Origin of the sequence: Bacteroides gallinaceum, from assembly GCF_030373775.1 — a bacterium.
GTDB lineage: Bacteria > Bacteroidota > Bacteroidia > Bacteroidales > Bacteroidaceae > Phocaeicola > Phocaeicola excrementipullorum.
The window spans coordinates 60023-81559 of sequence record NZ_JAUDEN010000007.1 but is presented as its reverse complement, the minus strand read 5'-3'; the positions used below and the strand labels follow the sequence as shown (position 1 = coordinate 81559).

General features: G+C 45.4%; 19 protein-coding genes. 14 read left to right on the top strand and 5 right to left on the bottom strand.

Going from position 1 to position 21537, the window contains the following annotated elements; translation table 11 throughout:
- Positions 1–2 precede the first annotated feature (2 nt).
- The 3 genes from QUW60_RS05720 to QUW60_RS05710 all read right to left on the bottom strand — a co-directional run bounded on the left by QUW60_RS05720 (position 3) and on the right by QUW60_RS05710 (position 4777).
- On the bottom strand, positions 3–1991 hold the full coding sequence (locus QUW60_RS05720; RefSeq protein ID WP_289559086.1) for an OPT family oligopeptide transporter: 1989 nt from the start codon (positions 1989–1991) through the stop codon (positions 3–5).
- 124 nt (positions 1992–2115) lie between these two features.
- A complete protein-coding gene (locus tag QUW60_RS05715; protein ID WP_258337029.1) occupies positions 2116–2511 on the bottom strand; it encodes a DUF1573 domain-containing protein in 396 nt (131 codons plus the stop codon).
- A gap of 52 nt (positions 2512–2563) precedes the next feature.
- Positions 2564–4777: a RelA/SpoT family protein gene (locus QUW60_RS05710; RefSeq protein ID WP_258337028.1), complete on the bottom strand. Its 2214-nt coding sequence runs from the start codon at positions 4775–4777 to the stop codon at positions 2564–2566.
- A gap of 138 nt (positions 4778–4915) precedes the next feature.
- Between QUW60_RS05710 and QUW60_RS05705 the strand changes: the two genes are divergently transcribed.
- Positions 4916–6439: a DUF4301 family protein gene (locus QUW60_RS05705; RefSeq protein WP_289559083.1), complete on the top strand. Its 1524-nt coding sequence runs from the start codon at positions 4916–4918 to the stop codon at positions 6437–6439.
- Positions 6440–6504: 65 nt separating this feature from the next.
- Here QUW60_RS05705 and QUW60_RS05700 read toward each other — a convergent pair whose 3' ends face one another.
- Positions 6505–7002, bottom strand: a complete 498-nt coding sequence (locus QUW60_RS05700) for a GNAT family N-acetyltransferase (RefSeq protein WP_258337026.1) — start codon at positions 7000–7002, stop codon at positions 6505–6507.
- Between the two features lie 331 nt (positions 7003–7333).
- Here QUW60_RS05700 and QUW60_RS05695 point away from each other — a divergent pair, with 331 nt between their 5' ends.
- The 11 genes from QUW60_RS05695 (at position 7334) to QUW60_RS05645 (ending at position 17835) form a co-directional block, all read left to right on the top strand.
- Positions 7334–7678 (top strand): PadR family transcriptional regulator, encoded by a 345-nt coding sequence (locus QUW60_RS05695; RefSeq protein ID WP_258337025.1) that lies wholly within the window; start codon positions 7334–7336, stop codon positions 7676–7678.
- Positions 7675–8703 carry a PspC domain-containing protein gene (locus tag QUW60_RS05690; RefSeq protein WP_289559079.1) on the top strand — a complete coding sequence of 343 codons (1029 nt, stop codon included), beginning with the start codon at positions 7675–7677 and terminating at the stop codon, positions 8701–8703. Before QUW60_RS05695 ends, QUW60_RS05690 begins: the two co-directional genes overlap by 4 nt.
- Before the next feature lie 164 nt (positions 8704–8867).
- Entirely contained in the window at positions 8868–10787 is a 1920-nt protein-coding gene (gene dnaK / locus QUW60_RS05685; RefSeq protein ID WP_258337023.1) for a molecular chaperone DnaK, read from the top strand.
- Between the two features lie 203 nt (positions 10788–10990).
- Complete coding sequence (locus tag QUW60_RS05680; protein ID WP_289559076.1) at positions 10991–11536, top strand: helix-turn-helix domain-containing protein; 546 nt, start codon at positions 10991–10993, stop codon at positions 11534–11536.
- On the top strand, positions 11533–12795 hold the full coding sequence (locus QUW60_RS05675) for a site-specific integrase (RefSeq protein ID WP_204461790.1): 1263 nt from the start codon (positions 11533–11535) through the stop codon (positions 12793–12795). The genes QUW60_RS05680 and QUW60_RS05675 overlap by 4 nt, the downstream gene beginning before the upstream one ends.
- 314 nt (positions 12796–13109) lie before the next feature.
- Positions 13110–13463, top strand: coding sequence for a methylation-associated defense system helix-turn-helix domain-containing protein MAD1 (mads1, locus tag QUW60_RS05670; protein ID WP_182101426.1), 354 nt, complete (start codon positions 13110–13112; stop codon positions 13461–13463).
- A gap of 1 nt (position 13464) precedes the next feature.
- Positions 13465–14061, top strand: a complete 597-nt coding sequence (locus QUW60_RS05665; protein WP_204461789.1) for a BT4734/BF3469 family protein — start codon at positions 13465–13467, stop codon at positions 14059–14061.
- Positions 14012–15829 (top strand): DUF3987 domain-containing protein, encoded by a 1818-nt coding sequence (locus tag QUW60_RS05660; protein WP_289559070.1) that lies wholly within the window; start codon positions 14012–14014, stop codon positions 15827–15829. The genes QUW60_RS05665 and QUW60_RS05660 overlap by 50 nt, the downstream gene beginning before the upstream one ends.
- Positions 15830–15924: 95 nt before the next feature.
- Positions 15925–16299, top strand: a complete 375-nt coding sequence (locus QUW60_RS05655) for a MobC family plasmid mobilization relaxosome protein (protein WP_289559068.1) — start codon at positions 15925–15927, stop codon at positions 16297–16299.
- Complete coding sequence (locus tag QUW60_RS05650; RefSeq protein WP_289559066.1) at positions 16283–17182, top strand: relaxase/mobilization nuclease domain-containing protein; 900 nt, start codon at positions 16283–16285, stop codon at positions 17180–17182. Before QUW60_RS05655 ends, QUW60_RS05650 begins: the two co-directional genes overlap by 17 nt.
- The gene (locus tag QUW60_RS05645; protein WP_289559151.1) at positions 17182–17835 is read left to right on the top strand and encodes a hypothetical protein; all 654 of its coding nucleotides are present in this window, start codon (positions 17182–17184) and stop codon (positions 17833–17835) included. The genes QUW60_RS05650 and QUW60_RS05645 overlap by 1 nt, the downstream gene beginning before the upstream one ends.
- A 10-nt stretch (positions 17836–17845) precedes the next feature.
- Here the strand turns inward: QUW60_RS05645 and QUW60_RS05640 are convergent, their stop codons facing one another.
- Positions 17846–18355 carry a very short patch repair endonuclease gene (locus QUW60_RS05640; RefSeq protein ID WP_289559149.1) on the bottom strand — a complete coding sequence of 170 codons (510 nt, stop codon included), beginning with the start codon at positions 18353–18355 and terminating at the stop codon, positions 17846–17848.
- A gap of 412 nt (positions 18356–18767) precedes the next feature.
- On the opposite strand from QUW60_RS05640, the gene QUW60_RS05635 reads away from it, so the two are divergent.
- Both QUW60_RS05635 and QUW60_RS05630 read left to right on the top strand, forming a co-directional pair.
- Positions 18768–18986 carry a helix-turn-helix transcriptional regulator gene (locus QUW60_RS05635; RefSeq protein WP_289559064.1) on the top strand — a complete coding sequence of 73 codons (219 nt, stop codon included), beginning with the start codon at positions 18768–18770 and terminating at the stop codon, positions 18984–18986.
- Positions 18987–18992: 6 nt separating this feature from the next.
- A complete protein-coding gene (locus QUW60_RS05630; RefSeq protein WP_289559062.1) occupies positions 18993–21533 on the top strand; it encodes a phosphoadenosine phosphosulfate reductase domain-containing protein in 2541 nt (846 codons plus the stop codon).
- Positions 21534–21537: the final 4 nt, after the last annotated feature.

Sequence of the window (21537 nt, the reverse complement as noted above, 5' to 3'; positions counted from 1 at the left end):
TTTTATGATTTGATTTTCATGCTTGCCTTGATCATGTAGGCGATTAACAGAATGTAAACGATGAGTGATACCATTTGGCTCATCGGATTAGCCAGCCATTCTTCGTTGATGAAGTTGACATCGCAGTAGCGCATGACTGCGCTCACTACTCCCATAAGAGCACCTCCAGCGATGAATCCGGATGCCAGCAGCGTGCCTTTTTCCTGACGTGCATTGTTTATCGAGCTGTCTTTGCTCCGGCTTGTTACATACCAGTTGATGGCACCGCCTACCAGCAGCGGAAGATTCAGTTCCAGCGGAATGAACATGCCCAGGGCGAAAGCCAGTGCCGGCACTTTGCAGAATGTCAGTACCAAAGCCAGCAGTGCGCCGATTCCGTAGAGAAGCCATGGTGCGCTCACTCCGTTCATCAAGGGGTCAATGACTGCTGCCATGGCATTGGCTTGTGGTGCAGCCAGCTGCCCGCTTGTGAATCCGTATGAATCGTTCAATACCATAATGACTCCGCCGACCGTGGCAGCAGATACCAGTGTGCCGAGAAATTTCCATGTTTCCTGTTTCTTCGGGGTGCTTCCCAGCCAGTAGCCGATTTTCAGGTCGGTGATGAAACCGCCGGCCATTGACAGAGCCGTGCATACCACACCACCCATTACCAGTGCGGCAACCATGCCTCCTGCTCCTTTAAGGCCTACGGCTACCATAATGACTGATGCCAGAATCAGTGTCATCAGTGTCATTCCCGAAACGGGGTTTGTTCCTACGATGGCGATGGCGTTGGCGGCCACTGTTGTGAATAAGAAAGAAATGCCTGCAACCAGTATGATGGCCACGATGGTATGCAGCACATTGCCTTCCATTACGTCAAAATAGAAGAATGCCAGTGTAAGCAGGAGCGTGAAGATAGATCCGAAAGCAATGATCTTCATGGACAGATCCTTTTGTGTACGTTCTACATTGTCTTCCGACTTCTTTCCTTTCATTTCGCTGGCAGCCAGCCCTACCGCGCTTTTGATGATGCCCCACGAACGTACGATACCGATGATGCCTGCCATTGCGATGCCTCCGATGCCTATGCTTTTGGCGTATTCGCTGAAGATCATTTCGGGTGACATGTCTTTTACAGCCATGGATATGCTCGGGTTCCATGCGTTCAGAACTTGGTCGCCCCAAAGCAATGAAATCCCCGGAACGATGATCCACCATACTGCAACAGAGCCGGCGCAGATGATGGCTGCGTATTTCAGTCCTACGATATATCCCAGTCCGAGCACGGCTGCTCCCGTGTTGATTTTGAATACCAGTTTGAACTTGTCGGCAACGGTTTCTCCAAGCCCGCAGATGCGGCTCGTGAAGTTTTCGTTCCACCAGCCGAATGTTCCGACGATGAAGTCATACAGGCCGCCCACCAGGCCGGCCATCAGCAGCGGCTTTGCCTGATCGCCTCCTTTGGCTCCGGACACAAGCACCTGCGTGCTGGCTGTGGCTTCAGGGAAGGGATATTCTCCATGCTTCTCCTTTACGAAATATTTCCGGAACGGAATGAGAAAAAGAATACCTAAAATGCCGCCTAAAAGCGAACTGATGAACATCTGCATGAAGTTTACCGTCATCTCCGGGTATTTCTCCTGAAGGATATAAAGTGCGGGGAGTGTAAAGATGGCTCCCGCTACAATGACTCCCGAACAGGCGCCGATGGACTGTATCATCACGTTTTCGCCAAGTGCGCCTTTGCGTTTGGTTGCGCTGGAGATGCCTACCGCTATGATGGCGATAGGGATAGCGGCTTCGAACACTTGTCCGACTTTCAAGCCCAGATAGGCTGCGGCGGCCGAGAAGATGACTGCCATGACAATTCCCCAGGATACGGACCATAGATTAACCTCCGGATAAGTTTTTCCGGGCGACATCAGAGGTTCGTACTTTTCACCCGGTTTCAAAGGACGGAATGCGTTTTCAGGCAATCCCGCCGGTTTTTCATTTTCTTCTTTCATGGATTCTTATGTGTTATTTCTGTTGATGTTTTCCGTGTCCAAAAGTAATAAAAAATCCTTTTCCGTTTTTCATTCTGAAAGACAAAAAGCGGAAAAGGATCTTTTGATGTGGCGGAAAGCCTGCTTATTTTGCTTTTGCCGATGTCATGTCGCCTTCAATGACCAGACGCGTGATTTCGTTTTCGGAATTGGTGCGCAGGGTAATGGTTTTGCGGAAATGTCCCGGAAACTTTCCGGCTCCGTTGTAAGTGACGGTCACTTCTCCGCTTTCGCCCGGCTTGATCGGTTCTTTCGGATACTGCGGTACCGTGCATCCGCAGGAAGCGATGGCCTGGTGGATGACCAGCGGACCATTGCCTGTATTTTTGAATTTGAAAGTGCAGGTTACTTTAGGGCTGCTTTCCGGGAAAGAGCCGAAATTGTGCGATGTCTTTTCAAAAGTAATCTGCGCTGTTCCTTGTGCCAGAACAAAGAATACGTTCATTACCAGCAGAACAGCAAATAGAGCAGCTTTTTTCATGATGTATATTCTTTATTGTATTGATAATTCATTCTGCCTGCAAAGTTACCATTTATCGGTTAACCTGCATGACTCCTTTCACTGTTTTTATTTTTTTTATCAAGGCTTCGAGTTTTGCGTTGTCGTCTACCGTTACCGTCAGCATGCCTGAAAACAGCCCGTCGTGCGAGTCAATGCTGATTGACCGCAGCAGGATGTTGTCCTCCTTGTTGATGATGGAGGTGATGTTTGTGATGATGCCGATGTCATCATGTCCGATGATGCGGAGCGTGATGGGGTATTGCTTGCCTTGGCTTTTCCCTGCCCAGCGAGCCTTGACGATGCGGTAGGGAAAGCGGGATTTCAGTTCCTTTGCGTTCGGGCAGTCATTGCGGTGTATTTTGATGCCTCCGCTGATGCTGATAAAGCCGAACACGTCGTCGCCATAAATCGGATGGCAGCATTTGGCGAGAGTGAAGTCGAGCCCTTTCAGGTTCTGGTCGATGACCAGTACGTCCTCTTTGTAATAATCTTTCGGTTCGGTCGGTGAGGGCATGTTGTAGGCTTCCGCACTCCGGTAAGTTATTTCATCGTGCAGTTCGTTTTCCCGTTTCTGCATTTCCACATATCTGTCGATAATCGCATTGATGTCTGCCGATTCGTCGGATATGCTTTGGTAGAAGTCTGTTACTGTCTTGAAGCCCAGTTTCCGGATGAGGCGCATCAAGATGGCTTCATCGTATTCTATCTTTCGGTTCTTGAACTTCCGTTCCAGCATTTCTTTGGCAAACGCGCTCTGTCGGGCGGCAATTTCCTTCAGCGCCTGTCTGATTTTGTTTCTTGCTTTCGATGTCGTTACGATGTTCAGCCAGTCGCGTTTCGGAGTCTGGGTGTTCGATGTCATGATTTCCACCTGGTCGCCGCTGTTCAGTTTCTGGCGGAGCTGCACGTTCTTTCCGTTCACTTTGGCTCCGATACACTTGCATCCTACGTTTGAATGGATTGAAAAGGCGAAGTCGAGCACAGTCGCTCCTTTCGGCAGTTTGTAGAGATCGCCTTTCGGGCTGAATACGAACACCTCATCTTTATACAGGTCCAGCTTGAACTGGTCCATTGCATCGAGGTCGTTGTCTGCACTTTCCAGCGTTTCGCGGATAGAGTTCAGCCATTCGTCCAGCCCTGTTTCGCCTTTGATTCCTTTGTATCTCCAGTGGGCTGCGAGTCCTTTTTCCGCTATTTCGTCCATCCGTTCCGTGCGTATCTGCACTTCCACCCATTTTCCTTCCGGTCCCATCACCGTGATATGAAGCGATTCGTATCCGTTGCTTTTAGGCACGGAAAGCCAGTCGCGTAGCCGTTTGGGGTTGGGTAGATACATGTCCGTCACGATCGAATAAGCCTGCCAGCATTCCTGTTTCTCTTTCTCGAGCGGAGAGTCGAGGATTATGCGGATGGCAAACAAGTCATAGACTCCTTCGAAGGGACATCCCTGGCGTTTCATCTTCTGATAGATGGAGTGTATGGATTTGGTCCGTCCTTTCATATGGAATTTCAGTCCTGCTGCTTCCAGCTTTTTCCGTATCGGTTCGATGAAAGCTGCGATATAGCGGTCGCGCGTTTCCTTTGTAGCGTTCAGTTTCTCCTTTATGTGGTAGTACACATCGTGTTGCGTATATTTCAGCGACAGGTCTTCCAGTTCCGACTTCAGCTTATACAGTCCCAGTTTGTGTGCGAGCGGAGCATAAAGGTATGCAGCTTCGTTGGCCACCTTGAGCCGCGCTTCCTCATTGGGGCTGTCTTTGATCTGCCTCATCAGGTTGACGCGGTCGGCTATGATTATCAGGATAACCCGCATGTCTTCTGCGAACGACAGCAGGAGATTCCTGAAGTTTTCCGATTCGATGGTCGGGCTTTTGTCATAAAGTTCGTTGATTTTTACCAGCCCCCGTATGATTCCTGCCACATCTTCTCCGTATTCTTCTTTTATAGTATCGAGGGTACACAGGTTATATTCCACCGATTCGTGCAGCATGATTCCCAGGATCGAAGCTCTGCGCATTCCTATTTCTTCCGCCACGATTACGGCGGTCTGGATATCTTCGATGATCGGGTTCATGCCAAACACGTTGCGCGGGATTGTTCCCGCCGACATGTCTTTTATCAGATGAGCTTTCAGTTTCCGGCAGTCATCCTTCAGCAAAGTGTCTTTCGATAAAGAAAGCAGTTTTCTGTATAAGGCAATCAGCTGTTTGTGTTCCTCGGGAGTGAAAAAATCATTTTTCTCCATAGGCCTTGGTTTTTAAATCTTTTTAGTTTGCGTGTAAAGTTACTTTTTTTCTCCGTTTTTGATGCTATCTTTCGGTATTTTTTATATTTTTGAGCATCAATTGTTCCGAAACTTTCATAACCTAAATAATATTTCATTATGTTGACACAAGAAGACAAAGATTTGTTGCTCCGGAAAGGGATTTCCGAAGAAAAGATTGCCGAACAGTTGGCTTGCTTTGAAAAAGGTTTCCCTTATCTTAAACTGTATGCCGCGGCTTCTGTAGAGAATGGAGGCATTGTGGTGCCGGATGCTGAAAAGCAGAAAGAATATCTTGCGGCTTGGGATTCATACAAGGAAGGGGATAAGAAAATAGTCAAGTTTGTTCCGGCTTCGGGAGCTGCGAGCCGTATGTTCAAGAATATGTTTGAGTTTCTAGGAGCAGACTACGATGTTCCGACCACTGATTTTGAAAAGAAATTCTTCGACCATATCCACAATTTCGCTTTCTACAACGACCTGAACGCTGCATGTATGGACAATACGGGCAAGAATATTGATGCGCTGTTGGGAGAAAAGCAATACAAGGCTGTTGTTTCCAATCTTCTTGAAGCGGCGGGGCTTAATTACGGATCTTTGCCGAAAGGCCTGCTCAAATTCCACCGTTATGCCGACGGCGTGCGTACTCCGCTTGAAGAACATCTGGTTGAAGGCGCGCTGTATGCGGCGGGAAAGACCGGGCAGGTGAACGTTCACTTCACTGTATCTGCAGAGCACCGTGCCCTTTTCGCCAAACTGGTTGAAGCCAAGGTGGCAGCCTATGAAGCTAAATTCGGCGTGAAGTATGACGTCAGCTTTTCGGAGCAGAAGCCGAGCACGGATACCGTTGCCGCAGATATGGACAACAAGCCGTTCCGTGACAAGGACGGCAAGCTGCTGTTCCGTCCGGGCGGTCATGGCGCGTTGATAGAGAATTTGAATGACCTGGATGCGGATGTGGTGTTCATCAAGAATATCGACAATGTTGTTCCCGACCGTCTGAAGGATGATACCGTGCTGTACAAGAAACTGATTGCAGGCGTACTGGTCACTCTTCAGAAGCAGGCATTTGCTTACCTCGAACTGCTGGACAGCGGACACTACCGTCATGACCAGCTGGAAGAGATGATACGTTTCGTTCAGCAGCAGCTGTATTGCCGGAAAGCGGACATCAAAGACATGGAAGATGCCGATCTTGTGATTTATCTCCGCAAGAAGCTGAACCGCCCGATGCGTGTGTGCGGTATGGTGAAGAATGTGGGAGAACCGGGTGGCGGTCCGTTCCTTGCATACAATGCTGACGGAACCGTTTCCTTGCAGATTCTCGAAAGTTCGCAGATCGACATGAAGGATCCTGAAAAGAAGGCGATGTTTGAGAAGGGAACCCATTTCAATCCGGTTGATCTGGTCTGCGCTGTGCGCGACTATAAGGGAAACAAGTTCAATTTGCTGGAGCATGTGGACAAGAGCACCGGATTCATTTCCTATAAGTCGAAGAACGGAAAAGACTTGAAGGCGCTCGAACTTCCGGGTCTGTGGAACGGTTCGATGAGCGACTGGAATACGGTGTTCGTGGAGGTGCCGCTGAGCACATTCAATCCGGTCAAGACCGTAAACGACCTGTTGCGCGAACAGCATCAGTGATATGGTTTCAAACAAGATAAAGGAAGGCTGCCTGTCGGCGGCCTTCTTGTTTTTTGCAGGTGTGGTCAGATATCGATTCCCATGATGTAGTCGTTCATGTAATATCCGTTTCCGATGGGGAAATCGCCTTCGCGCACTTTTTTCATGCCCATGTGCTCATAAAACCCCAGCGACGGATTGTTGCGGTTTACGTTCAGTTCCATCCGGCATGGTCCGGGATGCAGCTCCTTGATGGCCGCTATCGCCTGTCTGAACAGTTGTTTTCCCAAGCCGTACTTCTGGAAATAGGGGAGCACGTAGATTTTCTGCAAGTGATAGAGGTCTTTTCCTTCCGGCTGGATAGATACGTATCCTGCCGGCTCGCATTCTTCATAGGCTATGTAATAGATGTGTCCTTCTTCCTCCATCTGTTTGCGCAAGCTTTCGGGCGAGTACATCCATTCCATCATGTAGTCACTCTGTTCTTTCGTCAAGATGTCCTTATATGTGGCGGGAAACACCTGCCATGCCAGTTTGTTGATGAGGCCGATGTCGGCCGTATCTGCTTTTCTTATCGTAAACATGTTCATTTGTATTTTAATGCGTCCGTAAAGATACGGATTTTTTTGTCAGCCTATTTTTCTTTTCGCCTGTTTTGCAGACAATTCTGCCGGATTCTCCCTCCGGTTCTTTATCTCCAGCCTGAAGATTTGCATCTCTAGGCTGGAGATGTATGTCTTTAGCCTGAAGATACCCGTCTTCAGGCTGGAGATACAGATTTGTCAGGGTGCCTGATGTTTCTTGCCTGGCTCGCATATGGAAGAGTCTTGTTAATTTGATTTAAATAATAGTACTATGTAATGCAAGGTATCTTGTTTATACGTATATTTGTGCCATACAAAATAGTTTCAGTTTATGAATGTAGACAATGTGAAATCGCAGATGCGCAAAGGGATGCTCGAATATTGCATCCTGCTGCTCCTGCACAGAGAGGCTTCGTATGCTTCCGATATCATCCAGAGGCTGAAGGAAGCCAAGTTGATTGTGGTGGAGGGGACGCTTTATCCCTTGCTTACAAGGTTGAAGAACGACGGGTTGCTTTCGTACGAGTGGGTGGAATCCACGCAAGGGCCTCCCCGAAAGTATTACAGCCTGACGGACGGCGGAGTGGAGTTCTTGCAAGGATTGGAAAATGCTTGGGACGAACTTTCCGATACGGTGAATCATTTAAGGAACAATATTAAAATCGAACAGCAATGAAAAAGACTTTGACAGTAAATTTAGGGGGGACCGTATATAATATAGATGAAGATGCCTATACCCTTCTCGACAGTTATCTGAATAACCTCCGTTACCATTTCCGCAAGAATCCGGAAGGGGAGGAAATTGTGCGCGACATGGAAAACCGCATTGCGGAACTCTTTGACGAATGTGTGAGCGGAGGAAGCCGTGTGGTTACGGTTGAGAATGTGGAAGCCATAATCGCCCGCATGGGTAAGCCCGAGGAGTTGAATGATGCGGAAGAGGACGTTGCAGAAGAGAAACCGGACAAGGATGAGAAGGTGGTCCGCCACTTGTTCCGCAATCCGGACGACAAGGTGCTGGGAGGTGTCGCTTCGGGCATTGCTGCCTATCTCGGATGGGATGTGGTTCCTTTGCGCCTGCTTCTGATTGTGGCCGGATGTTTTTTCCAGTGGCTGCTTTTGGTTTATCTGGCGGCATGGATTATTATCCCTCTCGCGCGGACGGCTACGGAAAAACTGCAGATGCGGGGGGAGCCCGTCAATATGGAAAATATCGGCCGTACGGTGACCGGAGGATTTGAAAAAAAGGATTCCAGTCCGGAAGACCGGTCATTACTGCACAAAATAGGAGATGTGCTGGTAACCGTGTTCGGCTTTGTCCTGAAACTTTGTCTTATCCTGCTGGCCGTCTGCTGCTTTCCCGTGCTGTTCGTTGTGCTGATTGTGGCTTTTGCCCTTCTGCTTGCTGCAGCGGGCATATTGGTGAGTGTACCTTCCTTGTTTTATGAATTTTCTCCGGTCATCGACTGGAATATGGTAAGTGCATTTCCGGTAACGTCGGGAGTGATGGCCGTATGCGGCCTGTTGGTTGTAGGTATTCCTATTGCAGGACTGGTGCAGGTGCTCATGCAGGTGTTCGGAAACTGGAAGCCGATGTCAACCGTGGCGAAACTTATCCTTATATTAGTATGGCTTGTGGCTGTCATTGTAGGGACAATTGTCTTTTTTGATTCCCCTTTCTTAGGCAGTGTCATGTTATAGGCGTGATTTCTGTCAGAATAACAGACATTTTGTCAGTCCGTGTCCGAAAATTTTATTCGGCACGGACTGATCTTTTTTTGGCACGGCATTTGTCATATGAAGAGCGTAATGCTTCGGCATTGCAGAATCAATTTAACTAGCAAACAAATAAAATAGATACAATTATGGGAAAGATTATTGGTATTGACTTAGGGACTACAAATTCATGTGTAGCAGTTTTCGAAGGTAACGAACCGGTGGTAATCGCCAACAGTGAAGGCAAACGTACCACTCCTTCTGTTGTAGGTTTCGTTGACGGCGGCGAACGTAAAGTCGGTGACCCGGCCAAGCGTCAGGCCATTACAAACCCGAAACGTACGGTATATTCAATCAAACGTTTCATGGGTGAAACTTACGATCAGGTTCAGAAAGAAATCTCTCGCGTGCCTTACTCAGTGGTGAGAGGTGACAACAATACGCCGCGTGTGGATATCGACGGTCGTCTGTATACTCCGCAGGAAATCTCGGCAATGATTCTCCAGAAAATGAAAAAGACGGCTGAAGACTATTTGGGCCAGGAGGTTACAGAAGCCGTAATTACTGTGCCGGCATACTTCTCTGATTCTCAGCGTCAGGCAACCAAGGAAGCGGGACAGATTGCAGGTCTGGATGTGAAACGTATTGTAAACGAGCCGACAGCAGCTGCTTTGGCATACGGTGTGGACAAGGCTAACAAGGATATGAAGGTGGCTGTGTTCGACCTTGGTGGCGGTACGTTCGATATTTCAATCCTTGAGTTTGGCGGCGGCGTGTTCGAAGTGCTGGCTACCAACGGTGATACTCATCTGGGCGGTGATGACTTCGACCAGGCTATCATCAACTGGCTGGTTCAGGAGTTCAAGAACGATGAAGGCGCTGACCTGACTACAGACCCGATGGCTATGCAGCGTTTGAAGGAAGCCGCAGAAAAGGCAAAGATTGAATTGTCTTCTTCTACTTCTACCGAAATCAACCTGCCGTATATCATGCCGGTAGGCGGTGTGCCCAAGCACTTGGTTAAGACTTTGACCCGTGCCAAATTCGAGCAGCTTGCCCACGACCTGATTCAGGCTTGTCTGGAACCGTGTAAGAAAGCGATGAGTGATGCGGGCTTGAGCAATTCGGACATTGATGAAGTAATCCTCGTAGGTGGTTCTTCACGTATTCCGGCTGTTCAGCAACTGGTTCAGGACTTCTTCGGCAAAGTTCCTTCCAAGGGTGTGAATCCGGATGAAGTGGTAGCCGTAGGTGCAGCTATCCAAGGTGCTGTGTTGAATAAGGAAGCAGGTGTAGGAAACATCGTACTGCTGGATGTAACTCCGCTGACTTTGGGTATCGAAACCATGGGCGGTGTAATGACCAAGCTGATTGATGCCAATACAACCATTCCGTGCAAGAAGAGTGAAGTCTTCTCTACAGCAGCCGACAACCAGACAGAAGTTACCATCCATGTATTGCAGGGTGAACGTCCGATGGCAGCTCAGAACAAGTCTATCGGTCAGTTTAATCTGACAGGTATTGCTCCGGCTCGCCGTGGTGTTCCTCAGATTGAGGTTACATTCGATATCGATGCCAACGGTATCCTGAAAGTGTCTGCAAAGGATAAGGCTACAGGCAAGGAACAGGCTATCCGTATCGAAGCTTCATCTGGCTTGAGCAAGGAAGAAATAGACCGTATGAAAGCAGAGGCTGAAGCAAATGCTGAAGCCGACAAGAAAGAAAAGGAACGTATCGACAAGCTGAATCAGGCCGACAGCTTGATTTTCACGACAGAAAATCAGTTGAAGGATCTTGGCGACAAGATTCCTGCCGACAAGAAAGCTCCTATTGAGGCTGCTCTGCAGAAACTGAAAGACGCTCATAAGGCTCAGGATCTGGCTGCCATCGATGCAGCAAGCGCAGAACTGCAAACTGCATTCCAGGCAGCAAGCGCTGAAATGTATGCGCAGACAGGAGCTCAGGGCGGCGCCCAGGCTGGTCCTAACGCCGGACAGGCAAACAGCGGTCAGAGTTCAAGCAAGAATAATGACAATGTGCAGGATGCGGATTTTGAGGAAGTCAAATGATTCCGATAAGTAAACAAATAACAAACAATAAGCAAAAGCGTGCAGCTCAACGAGTTGCACGCTTTTTGCGTTTATGGGGTTCTTGGTTTCTATGCCTTTTTTACGCCCTTTTTTATCTCTTATTTGCGACATATTTGCATCACGTCTTATTTGGCGAAAAGGTACAACTTAAATATACATAAACTATTTATAAAGAGAAAGATATGCCAAGAGGTAATTACAAAATCCAAAGAGTATGTGAAGAGTGCGGTAAAATCTTCACTCCTCCTACGTTGATGTCAAAGTATTGTTGTTCAGCCTGTTCTAAAAAAGCGTACAAGAAAAGGCAAATCGCAAAGGAAAAAGAGGCAATTCGTCAGGCTTTAATCAGACAAATACCGTCGAGTAAAGGTTATCTGACCGTCAAGGAAGCCGTATTGATTTATGGCATCAGTAAAGATGCTCTTTATCGTATGATCAGGCAAGGACTTCTTCCGTCACACAATTTCGGCCAACGCCAAACACGTTTAAGTCGTCAGTATATGGATGAGCACTTCAAGAAGAAACCTAGGCAAAGGAATAAGAAAAAGGAAGCATTGTCTTTTGACCCCAAGGACTGTTATACAATCGGACAAATAGCCCAAAAGTTTCACGTCAATGAGGGTACTGTACTTACGCATATTCGCCGTAATTCTATCCCAACACGTCAAATCGGTAACTATGTTTATGTGCCAAAAACAGAAATAGATAAATTATACAAGTCATTATGAAGAAAGCATTGCCTAACACTAAAGTGACCGTTAAGCTCAGAAGGTCGAGATACAAGGAAGAGTGGTATCTGATTATCGAATCATATCCTGTGTACAAACACGGCTCAAACAGAGCAAGCCGAGTGGTAGAGTCAATCAACCGGACTATATCCACGCCTATTTGGGACAAGTCATCTATCGCACGCATCTTGCCGGATGGCAGCTTCAACTACAAGCCAAAGCGTGATTTGAACGGAATCATTCAATGCCGTTCCACAATCGACCAAGAGGCCTGTATCTATGCCGATAATGTCCGGAAGTTGCGTCAGCATGAGTACGATAGTGCCATTCTCTATACAGATAAGGAGAATGAACTTGCAGCGCAGAATGAGCGTAGTGAACAGGACTTCATCAAATATTTCAACGGTATCATTAGCAAACGCCATCCCAACAGTTCAAATTCGATTATCGTCAATTGGATGCGTGTGGGCGAATTGCTGAAAATCTATTCGCAAGGGAATCCCATTCCGTTCAAATCCATCTCCGTAAAATTACTTGAGGACATCAAGATGTTCCTGCTCCGTGCCCCAATGGGAGGTAACAAGAAAGGCACAATCTCACAGAATACGGCATCCACTTATTTCTCTATCGTCAAGGCCGGACTGAAACAAGCATTCATTGATGAATACCTAACCGTTGACATCAGTGCAAAGGTGAAAGGCATTAGTCAGATTGAAAAGCCCCGTGTCGCACTCAGCATGAACGAGGTGCAGATGCTGGTAGATACGCCCTGCAAGGATGATGTGCTGAAACGTGCGTTCCTGTTCTCAATCCTGACCGGCTTACGCCACAGTGACATAAAGCCGTTGAAGTGGAAACAGATTCAGCAGACAAGCAAAGGAACGTGGCAGGCCGTGGTTGTACAGCAAAAGACAAAGAAGCTCGATTGTAAGCCCGTTACTGCACAGGCGTTGCAACTGTGTGGTGAACGCCCGGATGATGATGAACGCCTGGTGTTTGAGGGTCTGACAGATATTTCTTGGATATCCCATCCATTGAAAGAATGGATAGAGGCATCAGGCATAAAGAAGCACGTAACTTTTCATTGCGGACGTCATAGTTTCGCCTCGTTGCTCCTTGAAAACGGCGTAGATATTTATACGATAAAGTCTTTAATGGGACATACCAATGTCAAAACAACTCAAATTTATACTCATATTGTGGATGCAGCAAAGGAGAAAGCTGCCAATACATTACATATAGATAACCTGCCCGTATAAAGGTCGCGGTGCTAATTTCCACCATTGAGCATCAGTTACTTATGTAAAGGAATTCTCTATTTACCACCCATTTGCCCCTCATGAAGCACCATGCTTTTTGAGGGGTTTTCTTTGTTATATCCCCGAAGTCCTATTGTTTTTCTAATTCCGCTCATGTTTTTATTCCATCAGTTACCTTTCATAAGAGCAGGTGTCTTAATGAAACTTAAATCTGCATGTGGTAACAAAGGGGCAGAGTGGTGATAGTCCGGCACCTATTTAGCACCCGTAAGCATCCATATAGTTTTGCGGCATAAACTTAAAAACGTGAGAATATGAGTTATACCGTAAATTCATTGGAGGAAATGCCAAATGCATTGTCCTACCTGATTAAGACTGTTGAAGAATTGCAGTCCACCGTAAAAGCATTGCAGCATAAGCAGGCAAGTGATTCACCTAAATGGATGGATATAGATGAGCTTTGTGCCTATCTGCCGTCACATCCAGCCAAGCAAACGGTTTATGGATGGGTGTCAGCCAAACAGATACCTGTACATAAGATAAATAAAGCATTGGCTTTTTTACAATCGGAAATAGATGATTGGTTAAAGAGTAAAGTCCACAAGACACAGGACGACCTCATGCTGGAAGCCGAACAATTTGTCAAATCCAAAAAGATTATCAGATAATATGGAATATACGGATTATTGTTTTTCATTCTTTCGCAAGCCCATTCAGAACATTGAGCCGTTAAGGGCAATAGGCGTTGTGGATGTGTACCGATATGTGGTTGGCCATTATGCCCAGCCACAAACGGGAACTCTGCGCTCAATGACTTCTCCTGCGGATGTCAAAAAATATAAGGCTTCTCACTTTGACTATTGCACTTTCTCCGGTCTTTTCCGCAAGCGGAATGAAAAGGAACTGATAACGCACTCAGGACTGATGTGCCTGGATTTTGACCATGTAGAGAATATGGAGGAAGTGAAGCGGCAGATTCTCAATCACGAATATTTTGATACGGAACTGCTGTTCACCAGTCCTTCGGGAAATGGATTGAAGTGGATTATACCTGTGGATTTGAAAGGATGGGAACATTCACGCTTTTTCAAGGCTGTTGCCAACTGCATCCGTGCTACCGGATTGCCAAAGGTGGATATGTCGGGGAGCGATGTGGCGCGCGCCTGTTTCCTGCCTTACGACCCACAAGCATATATAAACCCTAAATACAACGAGTATGTCAAAGAAAATATTTTCCGCCCAAGATTGGGAGAATGTCCCTTTTGAGAATAGGGTTCCAACATCTCCTAAATTACTTCCGGCTCCAAATTCCACCTCTAATAATAAAGAGGAAGAAATAGAACGTATCATTTGCGAAATAGAACAACGTGCCGTTGACATCGCACCAGAATATAAGGATTGGGTGGAATTGAGCTTTGCCTTAATTGACGGATTCGGTGAGAACGGAAGAGAATATTACCATCGTATCAGCCGCTTCCATCCAGACTATCAAAGGGAAGAAACAGACAAGCAATATACCCGTTGCCTGCAAGCCAAAGGACAAGGTATAACAATCCGTTCGTTTTTTCATTTGGCTGGACAGGCAGGTATTCCGCTAAGTTCGGTAGGGGAGCAGGATTTATCCATTTTACCAAATAACCAAAATGGCAAAACGGGCAAATGGATAAAATCGGCAGATGAACTTCCTGCATTTCCCGAATGTGTGTTCGAGCAACTGCCGCCTTTTTTATGTGAAGTTGTCGGTAACTCCATTTCGGAGGACGACCGCGATACCATTCTGATAGGAGCGATAATATGTCTGTCGGTTTGCTTCCATAATGTCTGTGGTGTATATGATGAGCGTATTGTTTACCCCAATCTTTACTTGTTTGTTGTGGCTGATGCCGGAATGGGCAAAGGAGCGTTGACTTTATGCCGTGAGTTAGTGGCTCCCATTAACCGTAATCTGCATGAGCTTTCGCAACGGATGGAGCAGGAATACAAAGAAGCAATGAACGCCTATATTAAAAGCAAGAAGTCGGACGGTGTAACTATGCCGACCGAGCCGCCTATGCGTATGCTTATCATCCCGGCCAATAGCAGCGCAAGTTCCTTGTTGAAGATATTGGGCGATAATGACGGTGTCGGGCTGTTGTTCGAATCTGAAGGTGACACGTTAAGCCAGACATTGAAGTCGGATTACGGCAACTATTCCGATGTGCTGCGCAAGGCGTTCCACCATGAGCTGGTCAGTCTGAGCCGACGCAAGGATAGGGAGTATTGCGAAGTCAGCAATCCGAGGGTGTCTGTAGCGTTGGCCGGAACGCCCGAACAGGTAAGGCGGTTGATACCCGATGCGGAGAACGGACTGATGAGCCGATTCTGTTTTTACATCATCCGTTTTAAGCGTGGTATCAGAAATGTGTTTGCCACAAGTGATATTTCCCAATCCAAAAATACCATGTTCCGTATATTGGGCGACCGTTTCTGTCATCTGCATGAAGAGTTCGTGAATCATGGCAGCTATGCATTTTCCCTTCCCTCTGCTTTGCAGGAACAGTTCATAGAATATCTTAGCCGTGTGAATGAAGAATGTTGTGACGAAGTGGACAACCGGATGCAGGGCATAGTCAGACGGATGGGACTGATTGCTTACCGCATCATGATGGTGCTGACCGCTGTCCGCCATTTGGAGAACGTGTACAATGTGCAAGCGGATTCTAATGGTATTATCCAACTGGTTTGCCAAGAGTCCGACTATTTTGTTGCCATGAATATTTGCGATACATTGCTCTATCATGCTGTCTTTATCTATCGGAATCTGTCAGGAAATCAGAACAAACAGACTTCTTCCGCTTTACAGGAAACAGGTGTTGCCACACGGAGGAACACCCTTTATAATATATTGCCTGAAACCTTCACGAAGAAGGATTACGATGCGGCTGTTTTAGCTTTAGGTGAGAACGGCAGTACGGCTGCCAAGTGGATAGAAGCCTTCATCAGAAGTGGCAAATTGCGTCGGATTGAACAAGGTAAATATCGGAAGATTTTTTGAGTGGCCAGTTTGTGTTTTAGTGTCACTAAAACCTATGAGGCAAGCGGCACAACTGCCCACTCAAAATACTCAAAAAATCAATATCAACAAACAGTATGAATACAGAAAATAAAAAGCCCGGAGGTCGCCCGAAGCTGGCGAGTTACCAGAAGCGCACGAGATGTTTTCGCATCATGTTCAATGAAAGCGACTACATTTATATTCAGTCAAAGGCGGAACAAGCCGGACTGTCTGTCAATGAATTTTGCCATCAGGCGGCAATGGGTTGTGAGGTAACCCAACGTATCAGCCCGGAAATGGCTTCTGCCATCCGTGACTTGTTCGGCATAGCCAATAATGTCAATCAGATTGCCCATCAGATGCACATTCATGGATTGGAAGTAGTCAGGCAGCATTGTATTACCATCATTACTGAAATCAGCAGAATTATTGCACAGATAAAAAACGATAGTCATGATAGCGAACATTAAAACGAGAGTGGACTTCGGAGGCATCGTGAACTATGCCAATGACCAAAAGAACAAGAAGAAGAGTGCTACGCTGTTGGCACATGAGGGTGTTTGCACTGTCAGTAATAAGACTATTGCGGACTCTTTCCAGATACAAGCATCCATGCGCCCAAAAGTGAAAAGTCCCGTCAAGCACGTTTCTTTGGCCTTCTCACCACAAGATGCGGCTCGTTTCCCCAACGATGAGAAAGGAGATGCGCTCATGGTGGAGATTGCCCGGAAATGGATGGAGCGGATGGGGATTCGCAACACGCAATATATCATAACCCGTCACCATGACACCAAGCATCCCCATTGCCATATGGTGTTTAACCGGATAGACAACAACGGCAACCTCATTTCCGACAGTAACGAAAGAATACGCAGCACGAAAGTATGCCGTGCGCTGACGGAAGAATATGGCCTTTACCTTGCACCGAAGAACAGTAAGGCGAGAAATAAAAACAGGTTGCGGCCTCACCAATTATGGAAACTCAATCTCCGTTCCGCAACTTTGGATGCATTGGCAGAATCCCATTCATGGAAAGACTTTTTGTTTGCATTGAAAGTTCGGAATATAGACATCCGTTTTAACCGAAGTCAAGCGTCAGACAAAGTGCATGGTGTTTCTTTCAGTCAAGACGGTATCAGTTTGGCAGGTTCCACGCTTGACCGTGACTTGAGCTTTAACAGCCTTTGCACGACATTGGGTTGCTTAACGGAGGAACTGTTGCTTCAACCTCATCAGGCCATCATTTCCAGTGCTGGTGGAGGAACAAGCAACAGCCTTGGATGGCGTGATGAAAAAGACAAGAACAGCCCAAAGAATGAACCTTTTTATAAACCCCTTAAACGTGGAAGATGATGAAAGAAGATGTTATAGCCGCAAATCTCGCAAATTTGCGTCAAAGTGTGAATGAATTGAAGGAAACCGTCAATAAGCTGAATGATACTTCCCAAAATCATGTACAGATTACCCAATCAGCCGTTGACGAACGGACGGTTTACAACAGTGTGGCAAAAAGTTTCTGTAACTGCTGGAACGATGCTTTGTCGATATTAAAGAAATCTGTGAGGAAAGAGCAGCCGGACAAAGTTCCTTTTTCTAAGTGGATACCCAAACTGATAAATTTGCTCAAACAGAAGTTTAGTCTGATAGACTATCTCTATGTTCATGTTTGCGATTACAACACGAATCGCTTGAAGATAGAAGCCAATACGGAGAGAATTCTTGAACGGCAGGATGAGATACTTGCCAGAGTTAATGAATTGAGGTGTCCGCTGGCTATCATACCACCCAATGTCAATGGATTGTTTTTACGTGGTTATCACTTCAAACTCCGTTATGTGATAATTGTTGTCATTGCTATTTTTGTATGGGCTGTGGCGGCTTCATTCAGCAGCATGAAATATAAGGAGGAAGCATTCGCATATTATTCCATGTATCGGGCGGTAAAGGAACAGCATCAGTATCTGATGGAAAGAACTAGCACAAAAGTGAAAAAAAGTACGGAATAATCTGATAATCCTATGGATGTTTTGTTTTCCCGTATGAAGGTTTGGGTTCTGCCGCCATAAGATTATTGACGCTTTCTGGTATTTCGTATGTCTTGACTTTACGGTCTTCAAGATAAATGTGATTTAAGGTGTATGCCAGTGATTCCAATGTCTGCATCCGGATTTTAGGTTTCAGCTGACATTCCCATATAGTGATGCCATGCCAACCCATAGCAGCGAGTTGGCATTGCTCCTTTTTATCACGTTCCTTATTCCGTTCAATTTTCTTTTGCCAAAAGTCGATGTTAGTCTTAGGCAGGCGAAAGTATTTGCAATTCTCATAGCCATGCCAGAAACAACCGTTCACAAAGATGACCGTGCGGTATTTACGCAGCACCAAATCTGGATGACCAGGCAGACGTGGATGGTTTAGCCGATAGCGGAAGCCTCGGCAAAAAGGAACTTTCCTCAGCAATAATTTGGGTTTTGTGTTCTTGGAACGGATGGTAGCTTTGTAACAATGATGTTGTTTTTCCGTCAGTTTGTCCGTAGAGTTTTCATTTTCAATTGTAGTATATATTAGAGCTTGATGTTCAATAGTTTGTATGTTATACGGTAGAAAAGTAATGTTCAGAATTCCATTGGATTCAAAATATAAGGGTGGCTATATATGGAATCTAGCCTTCAAAAAAACAATAGAGGTTGTGGTATGTATTGTGGATATGAGTGTCATAGATAGACATAATTTTTTCTTTGCAAGCTTATTGATGTATATAGAGGATGTCTTATTTTATATTAAGCGTATATATATGATACACTTAAAGTAAAATATGCTGTGTTGAAAGTTTAATATAGAGGGATTTGAGTGTTATATCTTTGTTTTGTCGGTTCTTCTTTGGCTCTTTCAGATATTTATACTATCTTTGCACTTTATTACAAGAAGTTGTAATGCAATGAAAACAGAAGATAAGCCTATACCGATAAACCGAATAAAAGCTGTATTAGCAGAAAAACAAATTTCAGCTAAACAGCTTAGTGTCGCTGTTGGTAAAAATGAAACCACAATATCGCGATGGTGTAATAATAAAATTCAGCCGTCAGTTACACAACTTCAAGAAATAGCTCACATCCTTGATGTGGATGTGAGAGAATTATTATGTCCAACTAAGTAATTACGTATGTTTAAGGTTATATGGGATAAAGAAAATAATGGAGTTCGCCTAACGATGGCACCACCGTCCGGCGAGGCTCTAAGTGTTTGTCCACGTCCCGTATTTTGGGAAGAACTCGACTTTCTTGGACTCGATCGAATAGGTTGGAGGTACCCTCATTGTGAAGAACCACTTCTGTGGGCCTGTGATCGCCGCTATTTTTACAAAGGTGAAATGGTACTTGAAGCTAATGGAGGAGATCTATTTGAATCACATACTATTACTTTTGTTGTCAATCCTCAGCTCAATATAGAGCCAGTCAATATGCAGGCTCTGAATAAAGCCAATGAGGATCCCATTTTTCTTATCGAACACGAAGCGATGGAATTTATCAATGGGGAGTATCGCAAATATAAGGCTGCGGAAAAGGCAAAAGAGGTCAATCCAGATTTGGATTTTCAAGAATTGGCTTCAACACTATCGAAAAAGACTAAAATAGAACACGCTGTGGTAAAAGAGTCTTGTGATAGTTTTGATGTTATGCCTATTCAAGACATAGAGAAACTTGGGAAATCAGCCTTGCTAAAGAGTAAAATAGACATCTTTGTTTGCTCCTTCTCTGGAGGTAAGGATTCGCAAGTGGTTCTAGACCTTGTTACAAGAGTAATTCCCAGCGAAGATTTGGTCGTTATCTATTCTGACACTGGTTATGAATTGCCTCCGTCACTAGAACTGTACGATGAGGTGAAGACTTTTTATCATGAAAAGTATCCCGATTTACGTTTCCACGTCTCTAAGAACCACCAGGAGTTGATGTCATATTGGGATAGGATGGGAGCACCAAGCCGTGTTTTACGCTGGTGTTGTAGCATTATGAAGTCTGCTCCACTAGCTCGTCTTTTGAAAGAAATCTGCGGTGAAGACAAGCAGCCTTCTGCGATGCTTTTTGACGGGGTTCGTAACGAAGAAAGCGTTAACAGAGCTAACAGAAGCAGAATTGGCAAAAATGTGAAACATAACAATATCATCAATGTTAGCCCAATTATATCATGGAATGTTACAGAAACGTATTTGTACATTCTCCTTAAAGGACTTCCTTTTAACGCAGCATATCGTTTAGGGTTTTCAAGAGTTGGCTGTGTTATTTGTCCTTATTCGTCAAAATGGAGCGAGAATATAGCATCAAAAGTATATCCGAATTCTATTCAACCCTTTATTGACAGCATTCGCTTGTCATTAGAAAAGTCTAAAGTACATGGCATTGACAATTACATCAAGCTAGGCAAATGGAAAGAAAGAGCTGGTGGTCGTACTGTTGAATGCCACTCGGACATATCATTCATTGAAGAAGGACAAGACTTCAAAGCAACTATTTCCAACCCAAGAGAAGATATTTTAACTTGGTTTGGAGTATTGGGCGAAATTCAAGGGGACTTTGAGAACAATATTTTTTCAGGAACTCTCAACTATAAGAAGAAAAGATTAGTCAATTTTAAAATAACTTATGGCTCACAAAATATTTCAATCGTCGAAGTAAATGGGACGGAGAACGATGTGGTATTTATAAGCCACATAAAAAGGGTTCTCTATAAAGCTACTTATTGCATTCACTGCGAAGTTTGCGAAGTTGAGTGCCCGACCGGGGCTCTCTCTGTTGTTCCCACAGTTAAAATTAATAAAAACAAATGTATACATTGCTTGAAATGTATCGAGTTTGATGGCAAAGGTTGCCTTTCCGCAAGTTCGGTCAGCATCTCGAGCGGAGAAAAAACTAATAAAATGCAATCAATTAAATCCGGCATTAACCGTTACAACGACGGCATGGGACTTCGTGAAACGTGGCTAAAAAAATATTTTGCCACATATGAAACGTTTTTTGACAACGATAACCATGGTCTAAATCCACGTTATCAGATTCCTCCTTTCACTAACTGGATTCGTGAAGCAGGGATTCTCAATTTATCAGATAAATCTATTTCTCCGATTGGCAAAATAATGGCTAACGCCTTTGCAGACCATGCCGAAACTGTATGGGAAATCATCTGGGTTAATCTCACTGAAAACTCTGAGATTGCTAAATGGTTTAGTTCAACCATACCTTACGGTCGTAACGTCACAAAACATGAGCTTGAAATTATGATTCAAGACTCTTATCCTGATTTGAAGGATCGTACATTAAAAAATCCATTGAACTCTCTGTTGAATACGTTCAAAGAAAGTCCGTTGGGATCCGCTGTTGCTGTACCTACTACGATTGACCGCAAACCGGGCGTAATCCGTAAATCGCACAACGATATCTCACTCGTAACCACAGCATACTCGTTGTACCGTTACGCTGAGAAAAACGATCGTTATTTGCTAACCGTATCGGAGTTCTACAATCCTAACCAGACAGAAGGTATCGTCTGTCAGTTCGGCATAGAGCGTGAAGATTTTGAGGCAACCCTTCGTTCACTGGAACAGGAGCAAAATCAGGTACTCCGTGCCGAACTGAAGATGGGGCTTGACAATATTATCCTCCGTGATGATCTGACTTCAGAAGATATCATTAAACTTATGTTGAAATAATAGA

Excerpts from the sequence above, each read along its gene's own strand:
- QUW60_RS05720 (WP_289559086.1), bottom strand. The coding sequence starts at position 1,991 with ATGAAAGAAGAAAATGAAAAACCGGCGGGATTGCCTGAAAACGCATTC.
- QUW60_RS05715 (WP_258337029.1), bottom strand. The coding sequence starts at position 2,511 with ATGAAAAAAGCTGCTCTATTTGCTGTTCTGCTGGTAATGAACGTATTC.
- QUW60_RS05710 (WP_258337028.1), bottom strand. The coding sequence starts at position 4,777 with ATGGAGAAAAATGATTTTTTCACTCCCGAGGAACACAAACAGCTGATT.
- QUW60_RS05705 (WP_289559083.1), top strand. The coding sequence starts at position 4,916 with ATGTTGACACAAGAAGACAAAGATTTGTTGCTCCGGAAAGGGATTTCC.
- QUW60_RS05700 (WP_258337026.1), bottom strand. The coding sequence starts at position 7,002 with ATGTTTACGATAAGAAAAGCAGATACGGCCGACATCGGCCTCATCAAC.
- QUW60_RS05695 (WP_258337025.1), top strand. The coding sequence starts at position 7,334 with ATGAATGTAGACAATGTGAAATCGCAGATGCGCAAAGGGATGCTCGAA.
- QUW60_RS05690 (WP_289559079.1), top strand. The coding sequence starts at position 7,675 with ATGAAAAAGACTTTGACAGTAAATTTAGGGGGGACCGTATATAATATA.
- dnaK (WP_258337023.1), top strand. The coding sequence starts at position 8,868 with ATGGGAAAGATTATTGGTATTGACTTAGGGACTACAAATTCATGTGTA.
- QUW60_RS05680 (WP_289559076.1), top strand. The coding sequence starts at position 10,991 with ATGCCAAGAGGTAATTACAAAATCCAAAGAGTATGTGAAGAGTGCGGT.
- QUW60_RS05675 (WP_204461790.1), top strand. The coding sequence starts at position 11,533 with ATGAAGAAAGCATTGCCTAACACTAAAGTGACCGTTAAGCTCAGAAGG.
- mads1 (WP_182101426.1), top strand. The coding sequence starts at position 13,110 with ATGAGTTATACCGTAAATTCATTGGAGGAAATGCCAAATGCATTGTCC.
- QUW60_RS05665 (WP_204461789.1), top strand. The coding sequence starts at position 13,465 with ATGGAATATACGGATTATTGTTTTTCATTCTTTCGCAAGCCCATTCAG.
- QUW60_RS05660 (WP_289559070.1), top strand. The coding sequence starts at position 14,012 with ATGTCAAAGAAAATATTTTCCGCCCAAGATTGGGAGAATGTCCCTTTT.
- QUW60_RS05655 (WP_289559068.1), top strand. The coding sequence starts at position 15,925 with ATGAATACAGAAAATAAAAAGCCCGGAGGTCGCCCGAAGCTGGCGAGT.
- QUW60_RS05650 (WP_289559066.1), top strand. The coding sequence starts at position 16,283 with ATGATAGCGAACATTAAAACGAGAGTGGACTTCGGAGGCATCGTGAAC.
- QUW60_RS05645 (WP_289559151.1), top strand. The coding sequence starts at position 17,182 with ATGAAAGAAGATGTTATAGCCGCAAATCTCGCAAATTTGCGTCAAAGT.
- QUW60_RS05635 (WP_289559064.1), top strand. The coding sequence starts at position 18,768 with ATGAAAACAGAAGATAAGCCTATACCGATAAACCGAATAAAAGCTGTA.
- QUW60_RS05630 (WP_289559062.1), top strand. The coding sequence starts at position 18,993 with ATGTTTAAGGTTATATGGGATAAAGAAAATAATGGAGTTCGCCTAACG.